Source organism: Aeromonas sp. Marseille-Q5825, from assembly GCF_946892685.1.
GTDB classification, from domain to species: Bacteria; Pseudomonadota; Gammaproteobacteria; order Enterobacterales; family Aeromonadaceae; genus Aeromonas; species Aeromonas rivipollensis.
Map to the genome: position 1 here is coordinate 1034058 of NZ_CAMPOU010000001.1, position 21105 is coordinate 1055162.

The 21105-nt window shown below is 60.1% G+C and carries 18 protein-coding genes; 7 read left to right on the top strand and 11 right to left on the bottom strand.

Going from position 1 to position 21105, the window contains the following annotated elements; genetic code table 11:
- Nucleotides 1-16: 16 nt before the first annotated feature.
- A complete protein-coding gene (locus OC537_RS04805; protein ID WP_262109895.1) occupies nt 17-874 on the bottom strand; it encodes a DUF6236 family protein in 858 nt (285 codons plus the stop codon).
- A 454-nt stretch (nt 875-1328) separates the two neighbouring features.
- Between OC537_RS04805 and OC537_RS04810 the strand changes: the two genes are divergently transcribed.
- Complete coding sequence (locus OC537_RS04810) at nt 1329-1796, top strand: YcgN family cysteine cluster protein (RefSeq protein ID WP_316044142.1); 468 nt, start codon at nt 1329-1331, stop codon at nt 1794-1796.
- Between the two features lie 114 nt (nt 1797-1910).
- Here the strand turns inward: OC537_RS04810 and OC537_RS04815 are convergent, their stop codons facing one another.
- From OC537_RS04815 to phnR, 5 genes are all read right to left on the bottom strand, one after another.
- Nucleotides 1911-3317: an FAD-dependent oxidoreductase gene (locus tag OC537_RS04815; RefSeq protein ID WP_262109897.1), complete on the bottom strand. Its 1407-nt coding sequence runs from the start codon at nt 3315-3317 to the stop codon at nt 1911-1913.
- 18 nt (nt 3318-3335) lie between these two features.
- On the bottom strand, nt 3336-5102 hold the full coding sequence (locus OC537_RS04820; RefSeq protein ID WP_262109899.1) for a putative 2-aminoethylphosphonate ABC transporter permease subunit: 1767 nt from the start codon (nt 5100-5102) through the stop codon (nt 3336-3338).
- Nucleotides 5099-6193 carry a putative 2-aminoethylphosphonate ABC transporter ATP-binding protein gene (locus OC537_RS04825; protein ID WP_262109901.1) on the bottom strand — a complete coding sequence of 365 codons (1095 nt, stop codon included), beginning with the start codon at nt 6191-6193 and terminating at the stop codon, nt 5099-5101. Before OC537_RS04825 ends, OC537_RS04820 begins: the two co-directional genes overlap by 4 nt.
- A 272-nt stretch (nt 6194-6465) precedes the next feature.
- On the bottom strand, nt 6466-7485 hold the full coding sequence (locus OC537_RS04830; protein WP_139744385.1) for a putative 2-aminoethylphosphonate ABC transporter substrate-binding protein: 1020 nt from the start codon (nt 7483-7485) through the stop codon (nt 6466-6468).
- Nucleotides 7486-7605: 120 nt separating this feature from the next.
- Nucleotides 7606-8313: a phosphonate utilization transcriptional regulator PhnR gene (gene phnR / locus OC537_RS04835; protein WP_262109907.1), complete on the bottom strand. Its 708-nt coding sequence runs from the start codon at nt 8311-8313 to the stop codon at nt 7606-7608.
- Between the two features lie 229 nt (nt 8314-8542).
- On the opposite strand from phnR, the gene phnW reads away from it, so the two are divergent.
- Genes phnW through phnX form a run of 3 tightly spaced genes read left to right on the top strand, consistent with a single transcriptional unit; the run spans nt 8543 to nt 11911 of the window.
- Nucleotides 8543-9682, top strand: coding sequence for a 2-aminoethylphosphonate--pyruvate transaminase (gene phnW / locus OC537_RS04840; protein WP_262109909.1), 1140 nt, complete (start codon nt 8543-8545; stop codon nt 9680-9682).
- Nucleotides 9682-11079, top strand: coding sequence for an aspartate aminotransferase family protein (locus OC537_RS04845; RefSeq protein WP_262109912.1), 1398 nt, complete (start codon nt 9682-9684; stop codon nt 11077-11079). Before phnW ends, OC537_RS04845 begins: the two co-directional genes overlap by 1 nt.
- Complete coding sequence (gene phnX, locus OC537_RS04850) at nt 11072-11911, top strand: phosphonoacetaldehyde hydrolase (protein WP_262109914.1); 840 nt, start codon at nt 11072-11074, stop codon at nt 11909-11911. The genes OC537_RS04845 and phnX overlap by 8 nt, the downstream gene beginning before the upstream one ends.
- Before the next feature lie 121 nt (nt 11912-12032).
- On the opposite strand, the gene pflB is transcribed toward phnX, so the two are convergent.
- The 3 genes from pflB to ycaO all read right to left on the bottom strand — a co-directional run bounded on the left by pflB (nt 12033) and on the right by ycaO (nt 17347).
- Nucleotides 12033-14315, bottom strand: coding sequence for a formate C-acetyltransferase (pflB, locus tag OC537_RS04855; protein WP_163136952.1), 2283 nt, complete (start codon nt 14313-14315; stop codon nt 12033-12035).
- Nucleotides 14316-14356: 41 nt separating this feature from the next.
- Nucleotides 14357-15205, bottom strand: a complete 849-nt coding sequence (focA, locus tag OC537_RS04860; protein ID WP_262109917.1) for a formate transporter FocA — start codon at nt 15203-15205, stop codon at nt 14357-14359.
- Between the two features lie 381 nt (nt 15206-15586).
- Nucleotides 15587-17347 carry a 30S ribosomal protein S12 methylthiotransferase accessory factor YcaO gene (ycaO, locus tag OC537_RS04865; RefSeq protein WP_111910979.1) on the bottom strand — a complete coding sequence of 587 codons (1761 nt, stop codon included), beginning with the start codon at nt 17345-17347 and terminating at the stop codon, nt 15587-15589.
- A 310-nt stretch (nt 17348-17657) separates the two neighbouring features.
- On the opposite strand from ycaO, the gene OC537_RS04870 reads away from it, so the two are divergent.
- Nucleotides 17658-18356, top strand: coding sequence for a B3/4 domain-containing protein (locus tag OC537_RS04870; RefSeq protein WP_262109918.1), 699 nt, complete (start codon nt 17658-17660; stop codon nt 18354-18356).
- Between the two features lie 80 nt (nt 18357-18436).
- Here OC537_RS04870 and sugE read toward each other — a convergent pair whose 3' ends face one another.
- Nucleotides 18437-18751 carry a quaternary ammonium compound efflux SMR transporter SugE gene (sugE, locus tag OC537_RS04875; protein ID WP_106886980.1) on the bottom strand — a complete coding sequence of 105 codons (315 nt, stop codon included), beginning with the start codon at nt 18749-18751 and terminating at the stop codon, nt 18437-18439.
- Nucleotides 18752-19080: 329 nt separating this feature from the next.
- On the opposite strand from sugE, the gene asd reads away from it, so the two are divergent.
- Entirely contained in the window at nt 19081-20193 is a 1113-nt protein-coding gene (gene asd, locus OC537_RS04880) for an aspartate-semialdehyde dehydrogenase (RefSeq protein ID WP_262109919.1), read from the top strand.
- Nucleotides 20194-20320: 127 nt separating this feature from the next.
- On the opposite strand, the gene cspD is transcribed toward asd, so the two are convergent.
- Nucleotides 20321-20539 carry a cold shock-like protein CspD gene (gene cspD / locus OC537_RS04885; RefSeq protein WP_005300025.1) on the bottom strand — a complete coding sequence of 73 codons (219 nt, stop codon included), beginning with the start codon at nt 20537-20539 and terminating at the stop codon, nt 20321-20323.
- Between the two features lie 228 nt (nt 20540-20767).
- Between cspD and clpS the strand changes: the two genes are divergently transcribed.
- Nucleotides 20768-21085, top strand: coding sequence for an ATP-dependent Clp protease adapter ClpS (gene clpS, locus OC537_RS04890; protein WP_005325410.1), 318 nt, complete (start codon nt 20768-20770; stop codon nt 21083-21085).
- Nucleotides 21086-21105 lie beyond the last annotated feature (20 nt).

The following is a 21105-nucleotide window of genomic DNA, read 5'->3' on the forward strand; positions in this document are numbered from 1 at the left end:
GTTCCTAAACATCCTGTTATATGAGTTCTCGTTGAATTGATGACAGATAAGCGAAATGTGAAAAGTTGTCAGGTACAGCCTTTCCCACACTTAATTCTTTATATGCAAACTTGATGGCACAAGCTCCCAAAGCAGCGACATTCAGAGTTTGCACATATGGCTGATAATTTCTTGGTAAATAATCATTCGCTAAAACTATCGTATTTGCCACACCAAACCATGGGTCAGTAGCAACCGCAGTCAAAGAACGTTTTACTCTTTCAAATTTTGTCTCCTTCATTACTCGATTAAAATCGTTTAAGTCGCGGTGCAATTTACTTAAAGCCTTGTTTTTACGCTTTGGGATATCCTGTGAGCCTAGTACTGAATCTACAATGGTATCCATTGAATCGCGCAGAGCTAAAAGCTCATCTTTTCGGCGAGTTTTGAACTCATATACTTCTGGTAATGGAACATCACCTGTTGGAATCTGTATTGCATTGTAAAGTTCAAACTCAAGGCAACCCTGAGTTTTCGCATACTGCTGTGGTATTAACAATTGCTGCGTTGGTTGAGCAATGCTCCATTCTTGTTCAGGGTTTTTATTGTTTTCTTCATATGCAGCCATTTGTGTTGCCAAAAAAACAAACCCATTCTGATCCCCTCTCAGTTCACGAAATCGGATAGATGTTGATTTTGCCACACCTTCTTGAATAAGAAAGTCAATGTCATCCCCACCACCATAATGGATCATATTGTTTGTTGGATAGTCAATTTTGTCCCAAAACAATAGGTAGTTTCTCAAATTGATCGGTTCAACAGGTCCCTTGACCTCCAGTCCATGCCCATTATTTAAAATTGCATAGTTTGGAGTAATTACTATCCCTCGTTCCATTATTTCCCCTTAGAAGGTCATGGGTTGGCTTTTCAAATAAACCACCCATTATTTTCCGTTGTCATCAGGTAAGGTTCTTATCCCGGAATAACCACTTCTGATGACGTCTTAGTTGTCAACTGAGACATATTAACCAACAAGGCTTGGTTGGGATATGAAAGGTGAGCAAAAACCTGTCAAAGCTCAATAAACTGATGGTGGAGGTCTGGGCGGTGACAAGTTGGTATATCCACGTTATCTCGCGTTGGGCGAGTTCTAATCTCGAATGTTGGGCTTCTCAAGCTCAGCCACAACCTACAGGCGTTGTAGGTTGGCGCTGAGCGTAGCGAAGCCCAACGTTTAACCGCAGTTTCTGACCTTTCCGATTCTCTGGCATCTCCCCGTTTACCTTGAAAAATCGGACCATAAGGCGTATAACCACGCGCTTGTCAGCGTATTGAGTGAGCCCATTGCCATGCAGCAAAAAGTGCCGCAGTTAAACGAAGTGCAGACCGCCCCCTTCTGGCAGGCGAAGAGCCTGCAACAGATGACCACTGTGGAGTGGGAGTCTCTGTGCGACGGCTGCGGCAAGTGCTGCCTGAACAAGCTGATCGACGAGGACACCGAGGAGCTGGTGTTCACCAACGTGGCCTGCAACCTGCTCAATACCAAGACCTGCCAGTGCTCCGATTACGGCAACCGCTTTAAAAAAGAGCCGGACTGCCTGCAGATCACCTTCGACAAGATTGCCGAGTTCGACTGGCTGCCGTCGAGCTGTGCCTACCGCCTGCTGGCAGAGGGGCAGAGCCTGCCTGAGTGGCATCCGCTCATCACCGGCAGCCGCAGCGCCATGCATCAGGCTGGCCAGTCGGTGCGCGGCAAGGTGGTGCACGAGGCCCATGCCGGCGACTGGATAGATCACATCATTACCTGGGCCAGCTAACGCCAGATCCGTCTATCGGGCCATCCGCCGTACTAACTGCGAAGGGGCAGGGGAGTCATCACTCTCCTGCCCCTTCGGCTTTCTGGCTCTTTCCGCAGCTGTGTGCGAAGGCGCCTATTTGTCCGCCTTGCCCGCCGCATCCGCCAGCCGGGCCAGCTGCTTGTCATACCAGGGCACAGGGCGGTTTTCATCTTCCGCCCGCTCCTTGCGCCTGATGGCATTGCGTACCACCATGGCCCCCAGCCAACGCAAGGGCTCCGGCGGGAAATAGCCGCGCGGGCCGCTCACCAGGGCGCATTCTCGCCACGGCTTGTCTGCTTCCCGCACCTCATCTCTCACCAGGGCCGCCAGTATTTGACCGCCCATCCAGCTCTGGGCCACTCCGTTGCCCGAATAGCCGAGGCCATAGACGACGTTGGGCTGCTCGCGCCAGTGGCCGAAGAAGGGAAGGCCATCCACCGAGCGATCGGAGGCGCCGCACCAGCTGGCGGCGACGGGTACATCTTCAAGTGCCGGAAAGAAGCGGCGCAGGGTGCGGGTGAGGGGCGCAAGATAGCGGCTCGGCGCATCGAACTCGGCCAGATGGCGGTTGGCAAAGGCGAAGGTGTTGCCCCCCTTGCCCAGCATCAGCCGCCCTTGCGGGGTGGATCTGTAGTAGTGGACAAAGGTGCGGCCATCCACCACGGAGCGGCCATGAGCGAGCTGCTGGGCGGCAAGCGCCTGTGGCGCCGGGTCGGTTATCACCATATCCGAGGAGACCAGCACTATGCTGCGGCGAAACTCGCGAAAGTGCGCCGTCATGGCGCTGTTGAGGGCCAGCACCACCTTGCGGGCACGCACCTCACCCTGCGGCGTCTGCACCCGCGCAGGTTGGCCCGCCTCCAGGCGCTGCATGGGGGAATGTTCATAAACCTCGACCCCGAGTTCTCGCGCCACCCGCAGCAGGCCGCGCACCAGCAGCGCCGGTTGCACCGAGCCCGCGTGGGGGCTGTAGAGCCCCTCCAGATGAACCTGGGAGCCGCTCTGGCTCGCCAGTTCACTCTCTTCAATCGTCTGCCACTGGTTAAGGTCTGCTCGCTCTAGTTCCCGCAATACCGGATCCATCAGGCCGCGCTGGGCCTCGCTGGTGGCGGTGTAGCAGGTGCCCTCGACCCTCAGTTCCGCCTCTATCTGATGCGCCGCGCAGAAGCGGGCGATCTCGTGTACCGCCTGCTCGGAGCTTCGCACCAGCCAGGCGGCCTGTTGCTCCCCAAACAGGCGCTTTAACGTCAAGTACTTGGCTGACCAGGTGAGCAGGCAGCCGCCGTTGCGCCCCGAGGCCCCGTTGCCACACAGGTCTTTTTCCAGCACCAGGATGCGCAAGTGAGGCTCGGCCTGTTTAAGGGCGATGGCGCTCCAGAGTCCGGTAAAACCGCCGCCGACGATGCAGACATCCACCTCGTGCTGGCCTTGAAGGGGCGTGGGGGGGGCGGGTTGTTCTGCGGCGAGCGCTTCGGCCAGCCAAAAGGGGCGAGTGGACATAATGACTCCTCGATAAGGTTATTGATGGCGCCAGCGCTGGGTGCGATCCAGCAGGGCGCGGCTCAAAAAGAGCTGGAGCAGCTTGACGGTGGCGGCGGCCAGCAGGATCAGGGTGGCCATGGCGGCGGCCGCGGCGGTATCGCCGGAATCCTCCATGTTCAGCACTGCGATGGAGGCGAGCACGCTGTCACTCGAATAGAGGAAGATCACCGCCGAGGTGGTGGTCATGGCGTTGACGAACAGATAGATGAAGATCTCCAAGAGCGCCGGCAGGGAGGCGGGCAGGGTGACGCGCCAGAACGCCTTCCAGAGCGGAATGCGCAGGGAAATAGCCACCAGCTCCAGCTCCCTAGGCAATTGTTTGAGGCTGGTCAGCGCCGTCATATGACCCACCGTGTAGTAGTGGATGATGCAGGAGAGCACCATGAGCGGCAGGGTGCCATGGAGGCTGCCAAACAGCGGATTGCCGTTGAAAAAGAAGATGTAACCCAGCCCCAGCACCATGCCGGGCACCGCCAGTGACAGCATGGCGAGCAGGTGCAGCAACTGACGAAGCCATGCGAAGTGGCGCCCCTTCTCCTGTGCCCAGGCCAGCACCATCACCAGCACTGTGCCCACAAGGGCGGTATAGAGGCCCAGTTGCAGGGTGTTGGTAAAGGGCTGCCAGCCATAGACGCTGTTGCTGTCAAAGGCGTAGTGAGCGAGGGTCAGCTCAAGGTTGTAGGGCCAGAACTGCACCAGGGAGCCGTAGACCGCCATGCCCACCAGCGCCAGAAACAGCAGGGCCCAGAGAGTGCACCAGCCGAGCGCAAGCAGATCCCGCAGCCGATGGGGTGTGGGGCTATAGGGCACCGCCTTGGTGCTGCTCTGCTCCTGCATTTTGCTGCGTACCCTGTGCTCCAGCGCAAAGCTCAGCAGCGCAGGCAGCAGCAGGGTGACGCTGGCAACGGCGCCGAGGGAGAAGTTCTGCATCCCAATCACCTGCCGGTAGATATCGGTGGCCAGCACGCTGTACTGGCCGCCAATCACCTTGGCCACCCCGAAGTCGCAGATGGTGAGGGTGAAGACGGCGATGGCGGCGCTGAGCAGGCCATAACGGGCGGTAGGCAGGGTGACGGTGACAAAGGTGCGCCAACCGCTGCTGCCCAGCACCCGGGCCGCTTCATAGAGGCGGGCGTCGCTCTGACCCAGCGCCGTGATGAGGATCATCAGGGCGTGGGGGAAGCACCAGAAGCCCAGACCAATGACGATGCCGATGGGGCCGTAGATGCTCTCGCCGCCGAGCAGCCCCTTGGCGATCCCCTGATTGCCAAACCAGTAGACCAGACTGATGGCGGGCAGCAGGGAGGGCATCAAGAGCGGAATAAGGCCAACGAGGCGAAACAGGCTCTTGCCCGGCATGCAGGTGCGGGTGAGGGCATAGGCGTAGCCAAAGGCGATGGTCACCACCAGGGCGGTGATGAGCACCCCGAGCCAGAGGGTGTTGCCGAGGGTTTGACCCAGATGGGGGGAGTCGAAGTAGGCGCTGAAGTTGGCGAGCCCCACCCAGAGGCCGTTTTCGTCTTGCAGGCTCTTTTGCAGCATGGTGAGCAGCGGCAGCAGCAGGCCGCCGGTGAGCAGGGCAATACCTAGCAGAAGCAGCAGGAGTTGCAGCAGCTGATCCCGGCTCCAGCCGGAGCAGAGCCGCTGCCACAAGGGGTAGCGAGGCTGGGGCTCTTGGGTTGCCTGTTCTGATGTTGCCTGTGCTGGGGTTGCCAGTGCCGGAGTGGAGAGATGAGGGCTCATGGGCGCTCCCCTTCAAACAGCTGCATGGCCCCGGCGGGCCAGTGCAGGGAGCAGCGCATGCCGCTTCGCCAGCCACCCCGTTCGTGGTGGGGCAACTCCTGGGTGGGACGCTCCACCAGAATTTGCTGTGGGCCCAGATAGGTGTCGGCGGTGCAGATAAGGCGCTGGGCGGCACCGAGAAACTCCACCTGATCTATCTGCGCTTCTACGCCATGTTGACCTGGATAAGGCTCATGGGGGGCGCCCAGGCTGATCGCCTCGGGGCGGATCGCCACCTGCAATTTGCTGCCGGCAGCGGCCTGGTTGGCGAGCGTCAAGGGCTGTTCGTTGAGGCGCACCTGAGTGGGGCCTAGCACCAGGGTCTCGAGGAAGTTCATGGTGCCGACGAAGCTTGCCACGAAGCGGCTCGCAGGCTGGTGGTAGATCTCCTGCGGTGTGCCCACCTGCACTATGCGGCCGCTCTCCATCACTACTATACGGTCCGCCATGGTCAGGGCTTCTTCCTGATCGTGGGTCACCATGATGGTGGTGATGCCGAGGCGCTGCTGCAGGGCGCGGATCTCGCTGCGAAGGTGGGTGCGCACCAGGGCATCCAGCGCGCTGAGCGGTTCGTCCAGCAGCAACAGGCCGGGGGAGAGGGCCAGCGCCCGGGCCAGCGCCACCCGCTGCTGCTGGCCGCCGGAGATCTGGCTCGGGTACTTGTGGGACTGGGCATCGAGATCTACCAGCGCCAGCCAGTGATCCACCCGCTCCTTGATGGCATCGCGCGCCAGTCCCTGATTCTCAAGGCCAAATGCGATGTTCTGGGCCACCGTCAGGTTGGGGAAGAGGGCATAGGACTGAAACACTATGCCAAAGTCCCGCTCCTGGGGGGGCAGCAGGGAGATCTCCCGTCCCCCTTGCCAGATCCGGCCGCTGTCCGGCAGATCCAGACCGGCGATGGCTCTGAGCAAGGTGGTCTTGCCGCAGCCGGAGGGGCCGAGAAAGCAGATGAACTCCCCCGGATGGATGCTCAGAGAGATCCCCTTGAGGGCCTGGAAGGCACCGAACTGCTTGTTGAGGTGTTGAATGTCCAGATAGGGCTGGGTCATGATTCGACTCGCTACTGATTTGGTATATACCAGTTTGCCGGTGAAGTGTGACGGTCAGGTGATCGGGGGATGACAGCTCGATGACAGTCAGATGACGGCGGGCATTCGGCAGGTGGCTTGGCCGCGTGCGGAGAGGTGGGGTGCCGCCAATCGAGGGCGAAACAAAAACTGGGAGCGAAACCCAAAAAGCGAAGGCCAACACCTGTTGGCCTTCGACAAGGGCTTGATTGGCAGCGGTTTGTCTGGGGTGCACAAACCGCTCCTGTTCAGGATTACTGCTTGGCTTCCGACTTGCCGTCGAAGCTGGCGCTCCACTGGGTCAGGATGGCGTTGCGCTCGCGGGCAGCCCAGGCAAAATCGTTGTCGATCATCTGGCCCTTGATATCCGCCGGATAGCCCGCTCTCGGTTGGGCGACCCCAGGGATGGCGACCACGGCGAACGACTTGTTGTAGAGGGCGTTGGCCTGCTCGGTGGCGGCAAAGTCAAGCAGCTGCTTGGCCGCATCCAGCTTGGGGGTGCCCTTGATGATGGCGGCGGCTTCCATGTCCCAGCCCGAGCCTTCGCTCGGGAACACCACCTCTATGGGGGCACCCTTGGCCTTGAGGCTGGTGGCCGGGAAGTCAAAGGAGATGCCGATCACCGTCTCGCCGCTGGCGGCCAGCTTGCAGGGGGCCGAGCCCGAGTGGGTGTAGCGGTCTATGTTCTGGTGCAGGCCGTTCATGAACTGCCAGCCCTGCTGCTCGCCCATGGTCTGCAGCCAGCCCGCGACGCTCAGATAGCCGGTGCCGGAGGAGCTGGGGTTGGGCATGATCACCTTGCCCTTGTAGATGGGCTTGGTGAGATCGGCCCAGCTGGTCGGCGCCGGTATTCCTTGCTTCTCTGCCTCTACCTTGTTGAAGCAGATGGCGCTGAAGAAGGCGTCCAGACCAATCCAGTGGGGCTCGGCCTTGCCGTCACGAAAACGGCTGTCGAGCTTGTCCAGCCCCTTGGGGGCGTAACCGGTCAGCATCTGCTGCTGATCGAGCTGCATCAGGCTGGTGGCGGCCAGTCCCCACACCACGTCGGCCTTGGGCTGGGCTTTCTCTGCCAGCAACCGGGCTGTGACCACCCCGGTGGAGTCGCGCACCCACTTGATGTTGATGTCCGGGTGCTGGCGCTCAAACGCCGTCTTCAGCTCGCCGAGCTGCTCCGGCTCGAAGGCGGTGTAGACGGTGAGATCGGTCGCGGCCAGTGCCGGGGCTGTCATGGCGGCCAGCACGGCGGCGGCCAGCAAATGGGTTCCCTGTTTCATCCTCTTCTCCATTTTGGTTGGCTTGGTATAAACCAGATTGGTCGAAGCAGAGGCTAGGGGAACTTTATGACGGTACGGTGACGGCCCCGTGACGTTTTGCCGCACTTAACTTGTCTGTTCCTAATTCTGGGTATCCACCTCTATCTCCAGGCTGTCGTGGCGCCAGTACTCCAGATCGAAGTCGAGCACCCGGCCGTGCTGATCGAAGTTGAGCCGCTCCAGGCGCAGGGCGGGTAGCCCGGCGGTGGCCCCCAGCGCCTTGGCCACCTCGTCCGGCAGGGCGGTGGGGAAGAAGCGCACCTGCATGCGGGCGTAGTGAAGATCGTAATGGGCCTGGTAGATCTCGGTCAGGCTGCCGGCAAGATCCAGCTCCAGCAGACCGGGCACCCGCTCGGGCAGGCAGTGGTTTTCGCAATAGCAGATGGCGCGCCCGTTGGCATAGCGCAGCCGCTTGAGCAGAAACAGGCTGTCGAACGGTTTGAGCTGCAACTGCGCCATCAACGCGGGCGGCACCGCCTGGCGGCTTTTCTCCAGCAGCTCGGTGCGCGGCTCGCCCCCTTGTTCGCGCACTATCTGGTGAAAGTTGGAGGTGCGTCTGGGGTTGAGGCGAAAGCGCGGCGGGGTGACGAACCAGCCCCGGCGATCCTCCCGATAGATGAGGCCATTGGCCTCCAGCTGCACCAGCGCCTCGCGGATGGTGACCCGGGTGGTGCCGTAAAGATCCCCCAGCAGCCGCTCGGAGGGGAGCTTATCATTGGGGGCCAAGCCCCCCGCCAGGATCTGGTTGGCGAGGGCATCCTTGATCTGCAGGTATTGGGGTTTGCTCATGAAAATCCTTGGCTGGGCAGTGGTTGGGGTGCAGGTCCGGTCGCTAAATGGAGACGGTATAATGCATTGGTAGATACCAGTGTTGCCCCTGTTGTTCAGGCTTCCTAGATTATCGCGATCCCGGCGCTGAAAATGAATTTTTTGTTGCACGTGGCCCCACCCCTTTGACCTTGGCGGGGCAGTTACCCACAATGCGCTCATTCTGGTATATACCAAAAGGAGCGAAGTCATGACCCATATTCCTGCGGCCCCCGCCGCCGTCGATTACCTGCTGCTGACCCCGGGCCCCCTCTCGACCACCGCCACTGTGCGCGCCGCCATGCTGCAAGACAGCTGCACCTGGGATGCGGACTATAACCTCGGTGTGGTGGAGCCCATCCGCCGCGAGCTGGTGCGTCTTGCGACCGGTCCGGAACATGAAAGCGACTACAGCGCCGTGTTGCTGCAGGGGAGCGGCAGCTATGTGGTGGAGAGCGTGCTGGGCTCGGCCATCGGCGCCGACGAGTGTCTGCTCATCATCAACAACGGCGCCTACGGCGCTCGTATGGGTGAGATGGCCCGCTGCCTCGGCCTGCGCCATCATGAGCTGGACTGCGGCGAGACGACCCGCCCCGAGCCTGCCGCCATCGACGCCATGCTGGTGCGCCACCCCGAAATAACCCATCTGGCCATGGTGCACTGCGAGACCACCACCGGCATGCTCAACCCCCTTGAAGAGGTAGCTGAACTTTGCCAGCGCCACGGCATTCGCCTCATCGTCGATGCCATGAGCAGCTTTGGCGGCATCCCCATCGACATGGGGCGCCTTGGCATCGAGTTTCTCATCAGCTCCGCCAACAAGTGCATTCAGGGGGTGCCGGGCTTTGGCTTCGTCATCGCCCGTCGCGCCGCGCTCATGGCCTGCGCCGGTCGCGCCCGCTCTGTCTCCCTCGACCTGCACGCCCAGTGGCAGACCATGGAGCAGCAGGGGGGAAAGTGGCGTTTCACCTCACCCACCCATACCGTGCTCGCCTTTGCCCAGGCCCTGCGCGAGCTGGATGAAGAGGGGGGCATTGCCGCCCGCCATCAGCGCTACAGCGAGAACCAGCGCACGCTAGTGGCGGGGATGGCGGCATTGGGCTTTGCACCGCTACTGCCCGAGGAGTGGCAATCCCCCATCATCACCGCCTTCTGCTCCCCGGCTCATCCGGACTACCGCTTCGCCGACTTCTACCAGCGGCTCAAGGGGCAGGGCTTTGTCATCTACCCGGGCAAGGTCTCCCAGGCCGATTGCTTCCGTATCGGCAATATCGGCGACGTGACCCCAGAGCGGGTACGAGCCCTGCTCGCGGCCATGACCAGCGCCTGCTACTGGCAAGGGGAAGCGTGATGATGATGCGCGATGCTCTTCACGGCAGCGGCCGGGCCGACAGCGAAGGGGACATCAATCTGGGGGAGGGGCGCACGCGCTGGTGGGCAGACCAGAGCGAGGCGGTGCAGGCGGGATTGGCGGAAGATAGTCGCTACTTCCTCCATCAGGCCCTCTCCAGCCCCTGCCTCGATCTGCTTGAGGGGGCGCAGGGGAGTTGGCTGACCAGTGCATCGGGCGCGCGTTACCTCGATTTTCACGGCAACAGCGTTCATCAACTGGGCCACGGCCACCCCAAGGTGGTGGCCGCGGTGCAGCAGCAACTCGCCGATCTGCCGTTCGCGCCTCGCCGTTACACCCATCAGGTCGCCATCGACTGCGCCCGCACCCTGGCCGAACTGGCCCCCGGCGATCTCAACCGGGTGCTGTTCGCCCCCGGCGGCAGCGAGGTGGTGGGTATTGCGCTCAAGCTCGCCCGCTTTATCACAGGCAACAGCAAGGTGGTGTCCCTGTGGGATGCCTTTCACGGCGCCTCCCTCGATGCCATCTCGGTCGGCGGCGAAGCCTGCTTTCGCGCGGGCATGGGCCCCTTGATGGCCGGGGTGGAGCGCATTCCGCCCCCCACCCGCTATCGCGGTGTCTGGTATCGCGGGGAGGGGGATGACGTGCACTACGCCGATTATCTGGAGTACGTCATCGAGAAGGAGGGGGGGATAGGTGCCTTTATCGCCGAGCCCATCCGCAATACCGACGTGCAGGTGCCCTCGAAGGCTTACTGGCAGCGGGTGCGGGAGATCTGCGATCGCCACAAGGTATTGCTGATCGTAGACGAGATCCCCAATGCCCTCGGTCGTACCGGCCACTGGTTTAGCTTCGAAGAGTTCGGCATAGAGCCGGACATCATCTGCCTTGGCAAGGGGCTGGGGGGCGGGGTAGTGCCCTTTGCCGCGCTTATCACCCGGGATCGTTTCAATCAGGCAGCGGCCATCTCGCTGGGTCACTACACCCACGAGAAGAGCCCCATCGGCTGCGCGGCGGCCCTCGCCACCATAGCCACCATTCGTGAAGAGGGGTTGCTGGCCAAGGTGCAGGAGGATGGCCGCTTTATGGCCGCCGAGCTCGCGGCGCTTGCCGAGCGCCACCCGCTGATCGGCCAGGTGCGCGGCATCGGCCTCTTGTGGGCGCTGGATCTGGTGGTCGATCACCAGAGTCGAACGCGCAATAGCCGAGCCGCCGAGCGGCTGCTCTACCGCTGTCTGGAGCTTGGGCTCAGCTTCAAGGTCTCCCAGGGCAACGTCATCCAGCTCTCGCCCCCCCTTAATATCGCCCGCGCCGATCTGGTGCGCGCCATCAACATTCTCGATCGCGCCCTCGGCGAGATCGCCCTTTCACCGAAACAGGAAGATCACCATGACTGACTTGCAGATTGCCGTAGACCCGACCACAGACGTGGAGGCACTGATCCTCGACTGGGCCGGCACGGTTGTCGATTTCGGCTCCTTCGCCCCCACCTCCATCTTCGTCGAGGCCTTCGTCCGCGCCTATGACTTCCCTGTGAGCCTGGAGGAAGCGCGCCAACCCATGGGCCTTGGCAAGTGGGATCATATCGCCGCGCTGGGCCGTCTGCCCTCGGTGGATGCCCGTTGGCAGGCCCGCTTCGGCCACCCCATGAGCCACGCCGAGGTGGACCACCTCTATCACACCTTTATGCCGCTGCAGATTGCCGCCGTGACCCGCTTCGCCGCCCCCATCCCGGGCGTGCTGCCGGTGCTGGAGGCGCTGCGAGCACAAGGGATGCGGATCGGATCCTGCTCCGGTTACCCCCGCCCGGTGATGGAGGCGCTGGTGCCGGCGGCAGCCGAGTACGGCTATAGCCCCGATCACTGGGTTGCCACCGACGATCTCAAGGCGGGCGGGCGCCCCGGCCCCTGGATGGCGCTGGCCAACGTGATTGAGCTGGGAGTGAGTGCAGTGCATCGCTGCATCAAGGTCGATGACGCCGTGCCGGGTATCAGCGAGGGGCTGAACGCCGGCATGTGGACGGTGGGGCTGTCGGTTTCCGGCAACGAATTCGGCGCAACCTGGGAAGAATTTGATGCCATGAGCGAGGTGGAGATCGCCGCCAAGCGCGCACCGGCCGAGGCCAAGTTGCGGGCGGCGGGGGCTCACTACGTGATCGACACCCTGGCCGACATAGCCCCCGTCATCGCCGATATCAACCGCCGTCTGGCGGCTGGCGAGCGGCCCTGAACAAGGTGGTATGAGGGAAGGGTGGGTTGGGTTGTCATCGGCCTTGCAAGCCGCTGAGCCCTGAAGAGCTGACATAAAAAAACCGGCGCCTGGGCGCCGGTTTTTGTTCACCGAGATTCTATTACAGAGAAGCGGTGAAGGTACGGGTGATGACGTCTTGCTGCTGCTCTTTGGTCAAAGAGTTGAAGCGAACGGCATAACCGGATACGCGGATGGTCAACTGCGGATATTTCTCCGGGTTTTCCATGGCGTCCAGCAGCATTTCACGGTTCATCACGTTGACGTTCAGGTGCTGACCGCCTTCCAGGTTGGTCTCGTGATGGAAGTAACCGTCCATCAGGCCAGCCAGGTTGGCTTTCTGGGATTCCATGTCTTTACCCAAGGCGTTCGGCACGATGGAGAAGGTATAGGAGATACCATCTTTGGCGTAAGCGAACGGCAGCTTGGCGACGGAAGTCAGGGACGCAACGGCACCCTTCTGATCACGACCGTGCATCGGGTTGGCACCCGGGCCGAACGGCGCACCGGAACGACGGCCATCCGGGGTGTTACCTGTCTTCTTGCCGTACACCACGTTGGAGGTGATGGTCAGCACGGACTGGGTAGCCACGGCACCACGGTAGGTGTTCAGCTTCTGAATTTTCTTCATGAAGCGCTCGACCAGGTCACAGGCGATGTCATCGACGCGAGCGTCGTTGTTACCGAACTGCGGGTACTCGCCGTCGATTTCGAAGTCGATGGCAACGCCATCTTCGTCACGAACCGGCTTGACCTTGGCGTACTTGATGGCAGACAGGGAGTCAGCTGCCACGGACAGACCGGCGATGCCGCAAGCCATGGTGCGATAGACGTCACGGTCGTGCAGCGCCATCAGGGAGGCTTCGTAGCTGTACTTGTCGTGCATGTAGTGGATGATGTTCAGGGCGGCGACATACTGCTTGGCCAGCCAGTCCATGAAGTGATCCAGCCTGTCCATCACGTCGTTGTAGTCGAGGTACTCGGACTTGACCATCTCGGTTTTCGGGCCGACCTGGATCTTGAGCTTCTCGTCCATGCCGCCGTTGATTGCATACAGCATGGTCTTGGCCAGGTTGGCACGGGCACCGAAGAACTGCATCTGTTTGCCGACGATCATCGGGGACACGCAGCAAGCGATGGCGTAGTCATCGTTGTTGAAGTCCGGACGCATCAGATCGTCGTTCTCGTACTGAACGGAAGAGGTCTCGATGGATACCTTGGCGCAGTACTTCTTGAAACCGACCGGCAGCTTCTCGGACCAGAGTATGGTCAGGTTCGGCTCAGGGGACGGGCCCATGGTGTACAGGGTGTTCAGCATACGGAAGCTGTTCTTGGTGACCAGGGTACGGCCATCAACGCCCATACCGGCCAGGGTCTCGGTTGCCCACATGGGGTCGCCGGAGAACAGTGAATCGTATTCAGGAGTACGCAGGAAGCGAACCATGCGCAGCTTCATGACCATGTGGTCCATCAGCTCCTGGGCTTCTTGCTCGGTCAGCAGGCCTTTCTTCAGGTCACGCTCGATATAGACGTCCAGGAAGCTGGAGGTACGACCGAAGGACATGGCGGCACCGTTCTGGGACTTGACTGCCGCCAGGTAGGCGAAGTAGGTCCACTGCACGGCTTCTTTGGCGGTCTTGGCCGGCACTGAGATGTCGCAGCCATATTTGGCGGCCATCACCTTCATCTGGGCCAGGGCACGGTGCTGCTCGGAGATCTCTTCGCGCAGACGGATGGTGGCTTCCAGGTTGACACCGTTTTCCAGATCGGCCTGCAGGGACTTGAACTGGGCCAGTTTGTCGGCCATCAGGAAGTCGATACCGTACAGGGCAACACGGCGGTAGTCACCGATGATGCGGCCACGGCCGTAGGCATCCGGCAGACCGGTGATGACGCCGGATTTACGGCAGTTCAGGATGTCCTTGGTGTAAACGTCGAACACACCCTGGTTGTGAGTCTTGCGGTACTCGGTGAAGATCTTCTCGACCATGGGGTCAAGTTGACGACCGTAGACTTCGCAAGAGGTCTTGACCATCTTGATACCGCCGTTGGCGATGATGGCGCGCTTGAGCGGCTTGTCGGTCTGCAGACCGACGATTTGCTCCAGGCTCTGATCGATATAGCCGGCATCGTGAGCGGTAATGGTGGAGGGCAGGTCGGTATCAAAATCGACCGGCGCGTGAGTGCGGTTCTCGATCTTGATCCCTTCCATGACCTTGTCCCACAGCTTGGTGGTAGCTTCGGTCGCGCCAGCCAGGAAGGACTCGTCACCTTCATACGGGGTGTAGTTCTTCTGGATGAAGTCACGGGTGTTGACAGAGGTCTGCCATTCACCGGCCGCGAAGCCTTCCCATGCTTTTTGGAACTGTTCGTTAAGTTCTGCCATTTTCATTACCTCTCAAGGTATTTATGTGTCTGCCGCCATCCTTAATGATGGCGACGGAAGATAAACCAGTAAGTCAGACCAACCATGACGCCGCCACCAATGATATTACCAAGGGTGACCGGAATGAGGTTGTTTAGGACGAAGTTGGATACGGTCAAGTCGGCGAACGATGCCGGGTCCTGGCCGATGGCCTGCCAGAATTCCGGGCCTGCTACCGCATGGATGGCGATGCCGACCGGGATCATAAACATGTTTGCGATGCTGTGCTCAAAGCCGGAGGCCACGAACATGGCGACGGGGAGCAGCATCACCATCACCTTGTCGGTGGCAGTGCGGGCACCGAAGGCCATCCACACGGCGAGACACACCATGAGGTTGCAGAGGATGCCAAGGGCCAGGGCCTCGAAGAAGGTGTGGTGGATCTTGTGCTGGGCCACTTTCATGGCGTTCAGTCCCCACTGACCATCCGCCGCCGTGTATTCGGCCGACATGATGATGAGCGCGACTATGATGAGCCCGCCGATGAGGTTGCCAAAGTAGACCAGACCCCAGTTCTTGAACAGCTGAGACCAGCTGATGCGGTTGGCGGCCTTGGCCACCAGGGTCAGGGTGGTGGAGGTGAACAACTCGGCACCGAGCAGTACGCACAGAATGAGACCGAGGGAGAAACAGAGACCGCCGACCAGCTTGGACATACCCCAGGCCATGCCGCTCGATCCCGTGGTGACGGTGATATAGAAGACGAATGCGATGGCGATGAAAGCACCTGCCGTGATGGCCAGAGGAATGACCTTGTGGGCGGGCTTGGTTGCCTTGGCATAGGTAATGTCTTCGGCCAGCGCGGCTATGGCTTCGGGCTTCAGACAATCAAAGGGAGATTCTGCTTTCAATTCTCAGTACCTGCATATTTTGCCTGTGGAAATCATAACAAAGGGGCTGATCCCCAAAATTGACTCCGATCAAGAATTACAGATTGTGAATGTAATTTTACTACAGGTTTTTTCTTCATCCGGAAGCTTGACTTTACACCAGGTTTCAGGTGAAACAGAAATGGGTCTGTTTTTAATTTCATGATTTTTAAGAATTTATATCTTTCTCATCAAAAAAAGCACCGGCAATGCACCTTTACGCCTTCCGAACATGATGAACCTCTAACTGACAACCCCCTAAGAGGTATTTTTTGTTATTTATTTCATCTTTGAGTAAGGGCCCGCCAAAGCGTAGCCCATAAAACAGAAGGGGCCATCAGGCCCCTTCGTCACACTAGCATATCAGTTCCACGTATGGATTCGTTTGGCTTTTTGCAGTTTCTCGTAGGCCGCGAGCAATTTCTGATGCAGCGGGAACTGGGAGAGGGACAGATCGGCCGCCTCCAGCCCGTGGAAACGCGCCTCGCCGCGGGCATGGGCCCAGGCCTCGGCCAGGGTCTCTTCCCCGAACATGCGGGCGAACACCGGGCGGTACTGCTCGGGGTCACGCTCTTCATCCAGGAACAACTCGACGCAGGCGCGCAGGGCGCGGTAGTAGTTGGCGCGATCCGCCGGGAACACCGACTGGTTGAACTCCATGGTCCAGTCGATGAGATCCAGCGCGCTTTCCAGCTCACCGGCGGCCAGCGCCAGCATGGCCTTGAGCTCGCCCACCCGCAGGGTGTGCAGGGCTGTGCCCTTGGCGGCGGCGATGCCGAGCAGCTCGCGCACCCGGGTGCGCTCGTCGTGACCCTCTTCATCCAGCTGATCAAAGAGTGCCATGTACTGCTCCGCGTCCCACTCCAGAGACGGTAGGGCCAGGATGATTTCCCGCAGGTGGGCGCCCATGGTGTTGTTGGCCAGCAGCAGATCCTCGACCGGATAGATGTCGGACATGCCCGGCACCAGGATGCGGCAGGCGTAGACGCCCAGGTGCTCGTAGTCGGCGATGTAGACCGGCTGCTCCAGCTCGTGGAAGATGCCGATCAGGTGATCGAACTCCTCCTGGGAGGTGCCGCGGAAGTCCCAGTCGGCAAACTCGAAGTCAGACTCCTGCTTGAACAGATCCCAGCTGATGAGGCCGGACGAGTCGATGAAGTGGGTCTCGAGGTTGTGGTGATCCGCCACCTGCTCGTTGTCGAATGACGGCGGCACGAAGACGTCCAGATCCTTGAGGCCACGGCCCTGCAGCAGCTCGGTGACGGTCCGCTCGAAGGCCACCTCGAAGCGCGGGTGGGCGCCGAAGGAGGCAAAGCAGGTGCCGTTGCTCGGGTTGAGCAGCACCACGCAGATGACCGGATAGCGGCCACCCAGGGAGGCATCGAAGCTGTAGATGGGGAAGCCTTCGGCCTCCAGCGCATCGATGGAAGCCTTGATGCCGGGGTAGCGGGCGATCACCTCGCTCGGGATCTCGGGCAGGCTGATGGCTTCGGCGATGATCTTGTTCTTCACGTGGCGCTCGAACACCTCGGACAAGCCCTGGGTGCGGGCCTCGGTCCTGGTGTTGCCGGCGCTCATGCCATTGGAGACATAGAGGTTGCCGATGATGTTCATCGGGATATAGACGGTCTGATGATCGGACTGACGCTCGAACGGCAGCGCGACTATGCCGCGCTCTTCGTTGCCGGATTGCAAGTCCACCAGCATGTCGGCAGTCACTTCGCCATCCGGGTTGTAGAACTTGCGGGTGAAGCTGTCGAGCAGACCGGCAGGCAGTTGGTCACCCTGGATGGGGAACCACTTCTCGTTCGGGTAGTGGACGAAGTCACCGTTCGCCACCTGCTCGCCCAGATAGAAGTCGGCGAAGAAGTAGTTGGTGGAGAGACGCTCGAAATACTCCCCCAGGGCCGACGCCAGGGCCGCCTTCTTGCTGGCTCCCTTGCCGTTGGTGAAGCAGAGGGCGCACTCTTTGTCCCGGATGTGCACGGACCAGACGTTGGGCACGGGGTTGAGCCAGGAGGCCTCTTCGATATCAAACCCCAGGGCCTGCAATTTGGTCTGGAACCGCTCGATGGAGTCTTCCAGCGCCGCGTCCTTGCCGGGAATAAAAGTGTGGTCGGTCATCACAATATCCTGATTTTTAATGGCTCATGTTCGGTCGCAGATAATAGCATGAGTGGCGGGAAAAGCGGCCAGGACAATCCCCTTTCAGGTGCGGGTCAGGTTGCCGTCGGTGGCCGGCATAGTCTGGGTTATTAGCTCTCCTGAACAACATTAAGAAAAAGTAGATTTTTTTATGCCATGCCGCCGTCCATCATGGGGCCGACTTGTTTCTTCGTGGTGACAAGCATCACGTGCTAGCCCTCTGGGCACGGGTCACCTGGCCTCGTCTGCCGTTCTCGCCTTCGCCACGATTCACCCATTGGGAGTTGCTATGCCATTCATGACACCACAGATTGATGCCAGGGTGACCAGCCTGGCCCCGGGATTCCGGGCCCTGAGCATCCAGGTCGACGGGGCCACCATGGTCGATCGCAACGTCGGCGCACAGGCGCTGGCGCGGGCCTGCCAATACGTTGCGGCGGGCGGTGCTCCCTGGGCACAGGATCATCTGTCCGCCTGGGGTGAGGTGTTCAAACGCTTCGGTGCCAAGCCCCAGCGGACCCCCTGCTCGGCCCAGGCGCTGCTCAAGCGGGTGCAACGGGAGGGCTGCCTGCCCTGCATCGATCCCGTCGTCGATCTCTACAACGCCATCAGCATCGAATACGCCATCCCCGTCGGTGGGGAGGATCTCACCGCTTATGAGGGGTCGCCCCGGCTGATCATTGCCGATGGCACCGAGCTGTTTGACACCATGAAGGAGGGGGCCCCTGCCCACGAGACCCCGGAACCTGGGGAGGTGGTCTGGTGTGATGACAGAGGCGTGACCTGTCGCCGCTGGAATTGGCGTCAGGGGACCAGAACCCGGCTCAGCGCCAAGTCCGGGCAGATGTGGTTCATTCTGGAAAGCTTGCCTGAAATGCCGCTGGCGGCGCTGCAGGAGGCCGGTGATCGGCTGATCGAGGGGTTAATGCAGATGATGCCGGGCGCCCGGATAGAGAGCGTATTGATAGGAAACCCCGACGGGGCATGAGGAAAACATAATGGCCACCCTGGGTGGCCATTTTTTATACGCGCTGGTGGGGCGCCGCGGGCTGCGCTTCCATCTCGTTATCAGCCGATAAACTTGAGCCCCAGGATACCGCCGATGATCAGCAGCAGGCAAAGCACCCGGGCCAGGGTGGCCGGCTCGTTGAACAACCAGATCCCCATCAACACCGTGCCGACCGCGCCTATGCCGGTCCAGACCGCGTAGGCTGTGCCAAGGGGCAGTTGCTTGACCGCCATGGCGAGCAACAGCACGCTCACCCCCATGGCAGCTAGGGTCAGCAGGGTGGGGAGGGGACGGCTGAAACCGTCGGTGTACTTGAGGCCGATGGCCCAGGCGACCTCGAACAGGCCGGCCAGTAGCAGGAGTAACCAGGGCATATGAGTATTCCACGCGGGGCAGGGTCGTCCCTGCGAGTCAAGAAGGCCTTGGGGTCGTCCCCAGGGGGCAGTGGTTGCCAGTCGGACATCATGATGCCTGAGCGATGGGGAGTCCGCCAAGCGCGGTAGCCCGGAACCCATGGTTATTGCGGCAAATGACACAGATTATTGCGCAATTCGACTTGCGCCCGTCGCCACAATCCGTAATGTGGACAGACGCATTAATTACACATCATGCTTGTGGCCAATTTGTGAACGGACCCGCGTCCGGCAAGGGATCACGGCGTATGAGACTTCATTTTTACAGCAGCTATCCAGGGTAGGACATTATGAAAAAAGTTGGTTTGGTCGGTTGGCGTGGCATGGTGGGTTCGGTACTGATGAGCCGGATGCAGGAAGAGAAGGATTTTGCCCGCATTCAACCCACCTTCTTCACCACCTCCCAGGCCGGTGAGGCCGCCCCCAATTTCGGCGTCGATGCCGGCACCTTGCAGGACGCCTTCGATATCGAGGCACTGGCCGCGCAGGAGATCATCATCACGGCCCAGGGTGGCGACTACACCAAGGATGTCTATCCTCGTCTGCTGGCCTCCGGCTGGCAGGGTTACTGGATTGATGCCGCCTCTTCCCTGCGCATGGAGAAGGACGCCGTCATCATCCTGGATCCGGTCAACGGCGACGTGATCGACGAGGCGCTGGACAAGGGGATCAAGACCTTCGTCGGCGGTAACTGCACCGTCAGCCTGATGCTGCTGGCCCTGGGTGGCCTGTTCAAGGCCGATCTGGTGGAGTGGGTGAGTGTTGCCACCTATCAGGCCGCATCGGGCGGTGGCGCGCGCCACATGCGCGAGCTGGTCACCCAAATGGGGCTGCTGCGCGACGAAGTGGCGGTGGAGCTGGCGGATCCTGCCTCCGCCATCCTCGACATCGAGCGCAAGATCACCGAGAAGACCCGCTCCGGCACCCTGCCGGTGGACAACTTCGGCGTGCCGCTGGCCGGTGGCCTCATCCCCTGGATCGACACCAAGCTCGACAACGGCCAGAGCCGGGAAGAGTGGAAGGGTCAGGCCGAGACCAACAAGATCCTGGGTATCGAGAACGCCGCCATTCCGGTGGATGGCCTCTGCGTGCGGATCGGCGCCCTGCGCTGCCACAGTCAGGCCTTCACCATCAAGCTGAAGAAAGATGTGCCGCTCCCCGAGATCGAGGCCCTGCTGGCCGCCCACAACGACTGGGTCAAGGTGATCCCGAACGATCGCGACATCACGGCCCGCGAGCTGACCCCGGCCGCCGTCACCGGTACCCTCAGCATCCCGGTAGGCCGTCTGCGCAAGCTCAACATGGGCCCGGAATACCTGGCGGCCTTCACCGTGGGTGACCAACTGCTGTGGGGCGCCGCCGAGCCGCTGCGCCGCATGCTCAACATCCTACTGGCTCGCTGACAGGGGATAGCTCGCAAGGGCACACAATAAGGAAGGCCCGGCCTTTCTTATTGTGTCGGCACAACGAGCGACATAAAAAAACGGCATCCTTGCGGGATGCCGTTTTTTAATTGATCCAGTTTGACTCTTACATGTTTTGTGCTTCGTTTGGCACGATGACAGAGGCGTGATTTCCTTTCGGCCCCTGCTGCAGTTCAAAGTTGACTGCCTGACCCGCTTTCAAGGTCTTGTAACCTTCCATTTGAATCGTGGAGTAGTGAGCGAAGATGTCTTCACCACCGCCTTCCGGACAGATAAACCCAAATCCTTTTGCGTTGTTGAACCACTTGACTGTTCCGGTTGCCATACATCTACATCCTTTTATTGATTACCCTGAAGTCGTTGAGTAACCTGCGCCAGCCTTATATAACTAGAGCATCACCCCGTAGCAGACGGGCGCCGATTAGCAAGTAACCAATCTAGTCCAACTTTTAAGCGAGTCAAGAAGTTGTTAACAACCGATGTGATCTGGTTAACAAGTCTATTGACAATCTTGAGCGAGACGGTAGTAATCTAGAGGTACCAAAGCGCAACTATGAGCAAGCAGAAAGAACTCTTTGCTAATGAAGAGATTGCAGAAGCAGAGAAAACGAAGCTGCAACCGCCACCCATGTACAAGGTCGTCTTGAACAACGATGACTACACACCGATGGAATTCGTGGTGGAGGTGCTGCAAAGGTTCTTTGGTATGGATCTGGAGAAGGCCACTCAGGTCATGCTGAGCGTGCATTATAGTGGTAAGGGAGTCTGCGGCACATTTACCGCCGAGATTGCCGAGACCAAAGTGGTCCAGGTCAACACCTATTCACGTAATAACGAACATCCACTGCTATGTACCATGGAAAAGGCTTGAATCTGATGACTTGATGGCGA

Coding starts and splice junctions, on each gene's coding strand:
- OC537_RS04810 (WP_316044142.1), top strand. CDS start 1,329: ATGCAGCAAAAAGTGCCGCAGTTAAACGAAGTGCAGACCGCCCCCTTC.
- phnW (WP_262109909.1), top strand. CDS start 8,543: ATGACCCATATTCCTGCGGCCCCCGCCGCCGTCGATTACCTGCTGCTG.
- asd (WP_262109919.1), top strand. CDS start 19,081: ATGAAAAAAGTTGGTTTGGTCGGTTGGCGTGGCATGGTGGGTTCGGTA.
- OC537_RS04830 (WP_139744385.1), bottom strand. CDS start 7,485: ATGAAACAGGGAACCCATTTGCTGGCCGCCGCCGTGCTGGCCGCCATG.
- ycaO (WP_111910979.1), bottom strand. CDS start 17,347: ATGACCGACCACACTTTTATTCCCGGCAAGGACGCGGCGCTGGAAGAC.
- OC537_RS04820 (WP_262109899.1), bottom strand. CDS start 5,102: ATGAGCCCTCATCTCTCCACTCCGGCACTGGCAACCCCAGCACAGGCA.
- clpS (WP_005325410.1), top strand. CDS start 20,768: ATGAGCAAGCAGAAAGAACTCTTTGCTAATGAAGAGATTGCAGAAGCA.
- phnR (WP_262109907.1), bottom strand. CDS start 8,313: ATGAGCAAACCCCAATACCTGCAGATCAAGGATGCCCTCGCCAACCAG.
- OC537_RS04825 (WP_262109901.1), bottom strand. CDS start 6,193: ATGACCCAGCCCTATCTGGACATTCAACACCTCAACAAGCAGTTCGGT.
- pflB (WP_163136952.1), bottom strand. CDS start 14,315: ATGGCAGAACTTAACGAACAGTTCCAAAAAGCATGGGAAGGCTTCGCG.
- cspD (WP_005300025.1), bottom strand. CDS start 20,539: ATGGCAACCGGAACAGTCAAGTGGTTCAACAACGCAAAAGGATTTGGG.
- OC537_RS04870 (WP_262109918.1), top strand. CDS start 17,658: ATGCCATTCATGACACCACAGATTGATGCCAGGGTGACCAGCCTGGCC.
- OC537_RS04805 (WP_262109895.1), bottom strand. CDS start 874: ATGGAACGAGGGATAGTAATTACTCCAAACTATGCAATTTTAAATAAT.
- phnX (WP_262109914.1), top strand. CDS start 11,072: ATGACTGACTTGCAGATTGCCGTAGACCCGACCACAGACGTGGAGGCA.
- sugE (WP_106886980.1), bottom strand. CDS start 18,751: ATGCCCTGGTTACTCCTGCTACTGGCCGGCCTGTTCGAGGTCGCCTGG.
- OC537_RS04845 (WP_262109912.1), top strand. CDS start 9,682: ATGATGATGCGCGATGCTCTTCACGGCAGCGGCCGGGCCGACAGCGAA.
- OC537_RS04815 (WP_262109897.1), bottom strand. CDS start 3,317: ATGTCCACTCGCCCCTTTTGGCTGGCCGAAGCGCTCGCCGCAGAACAA.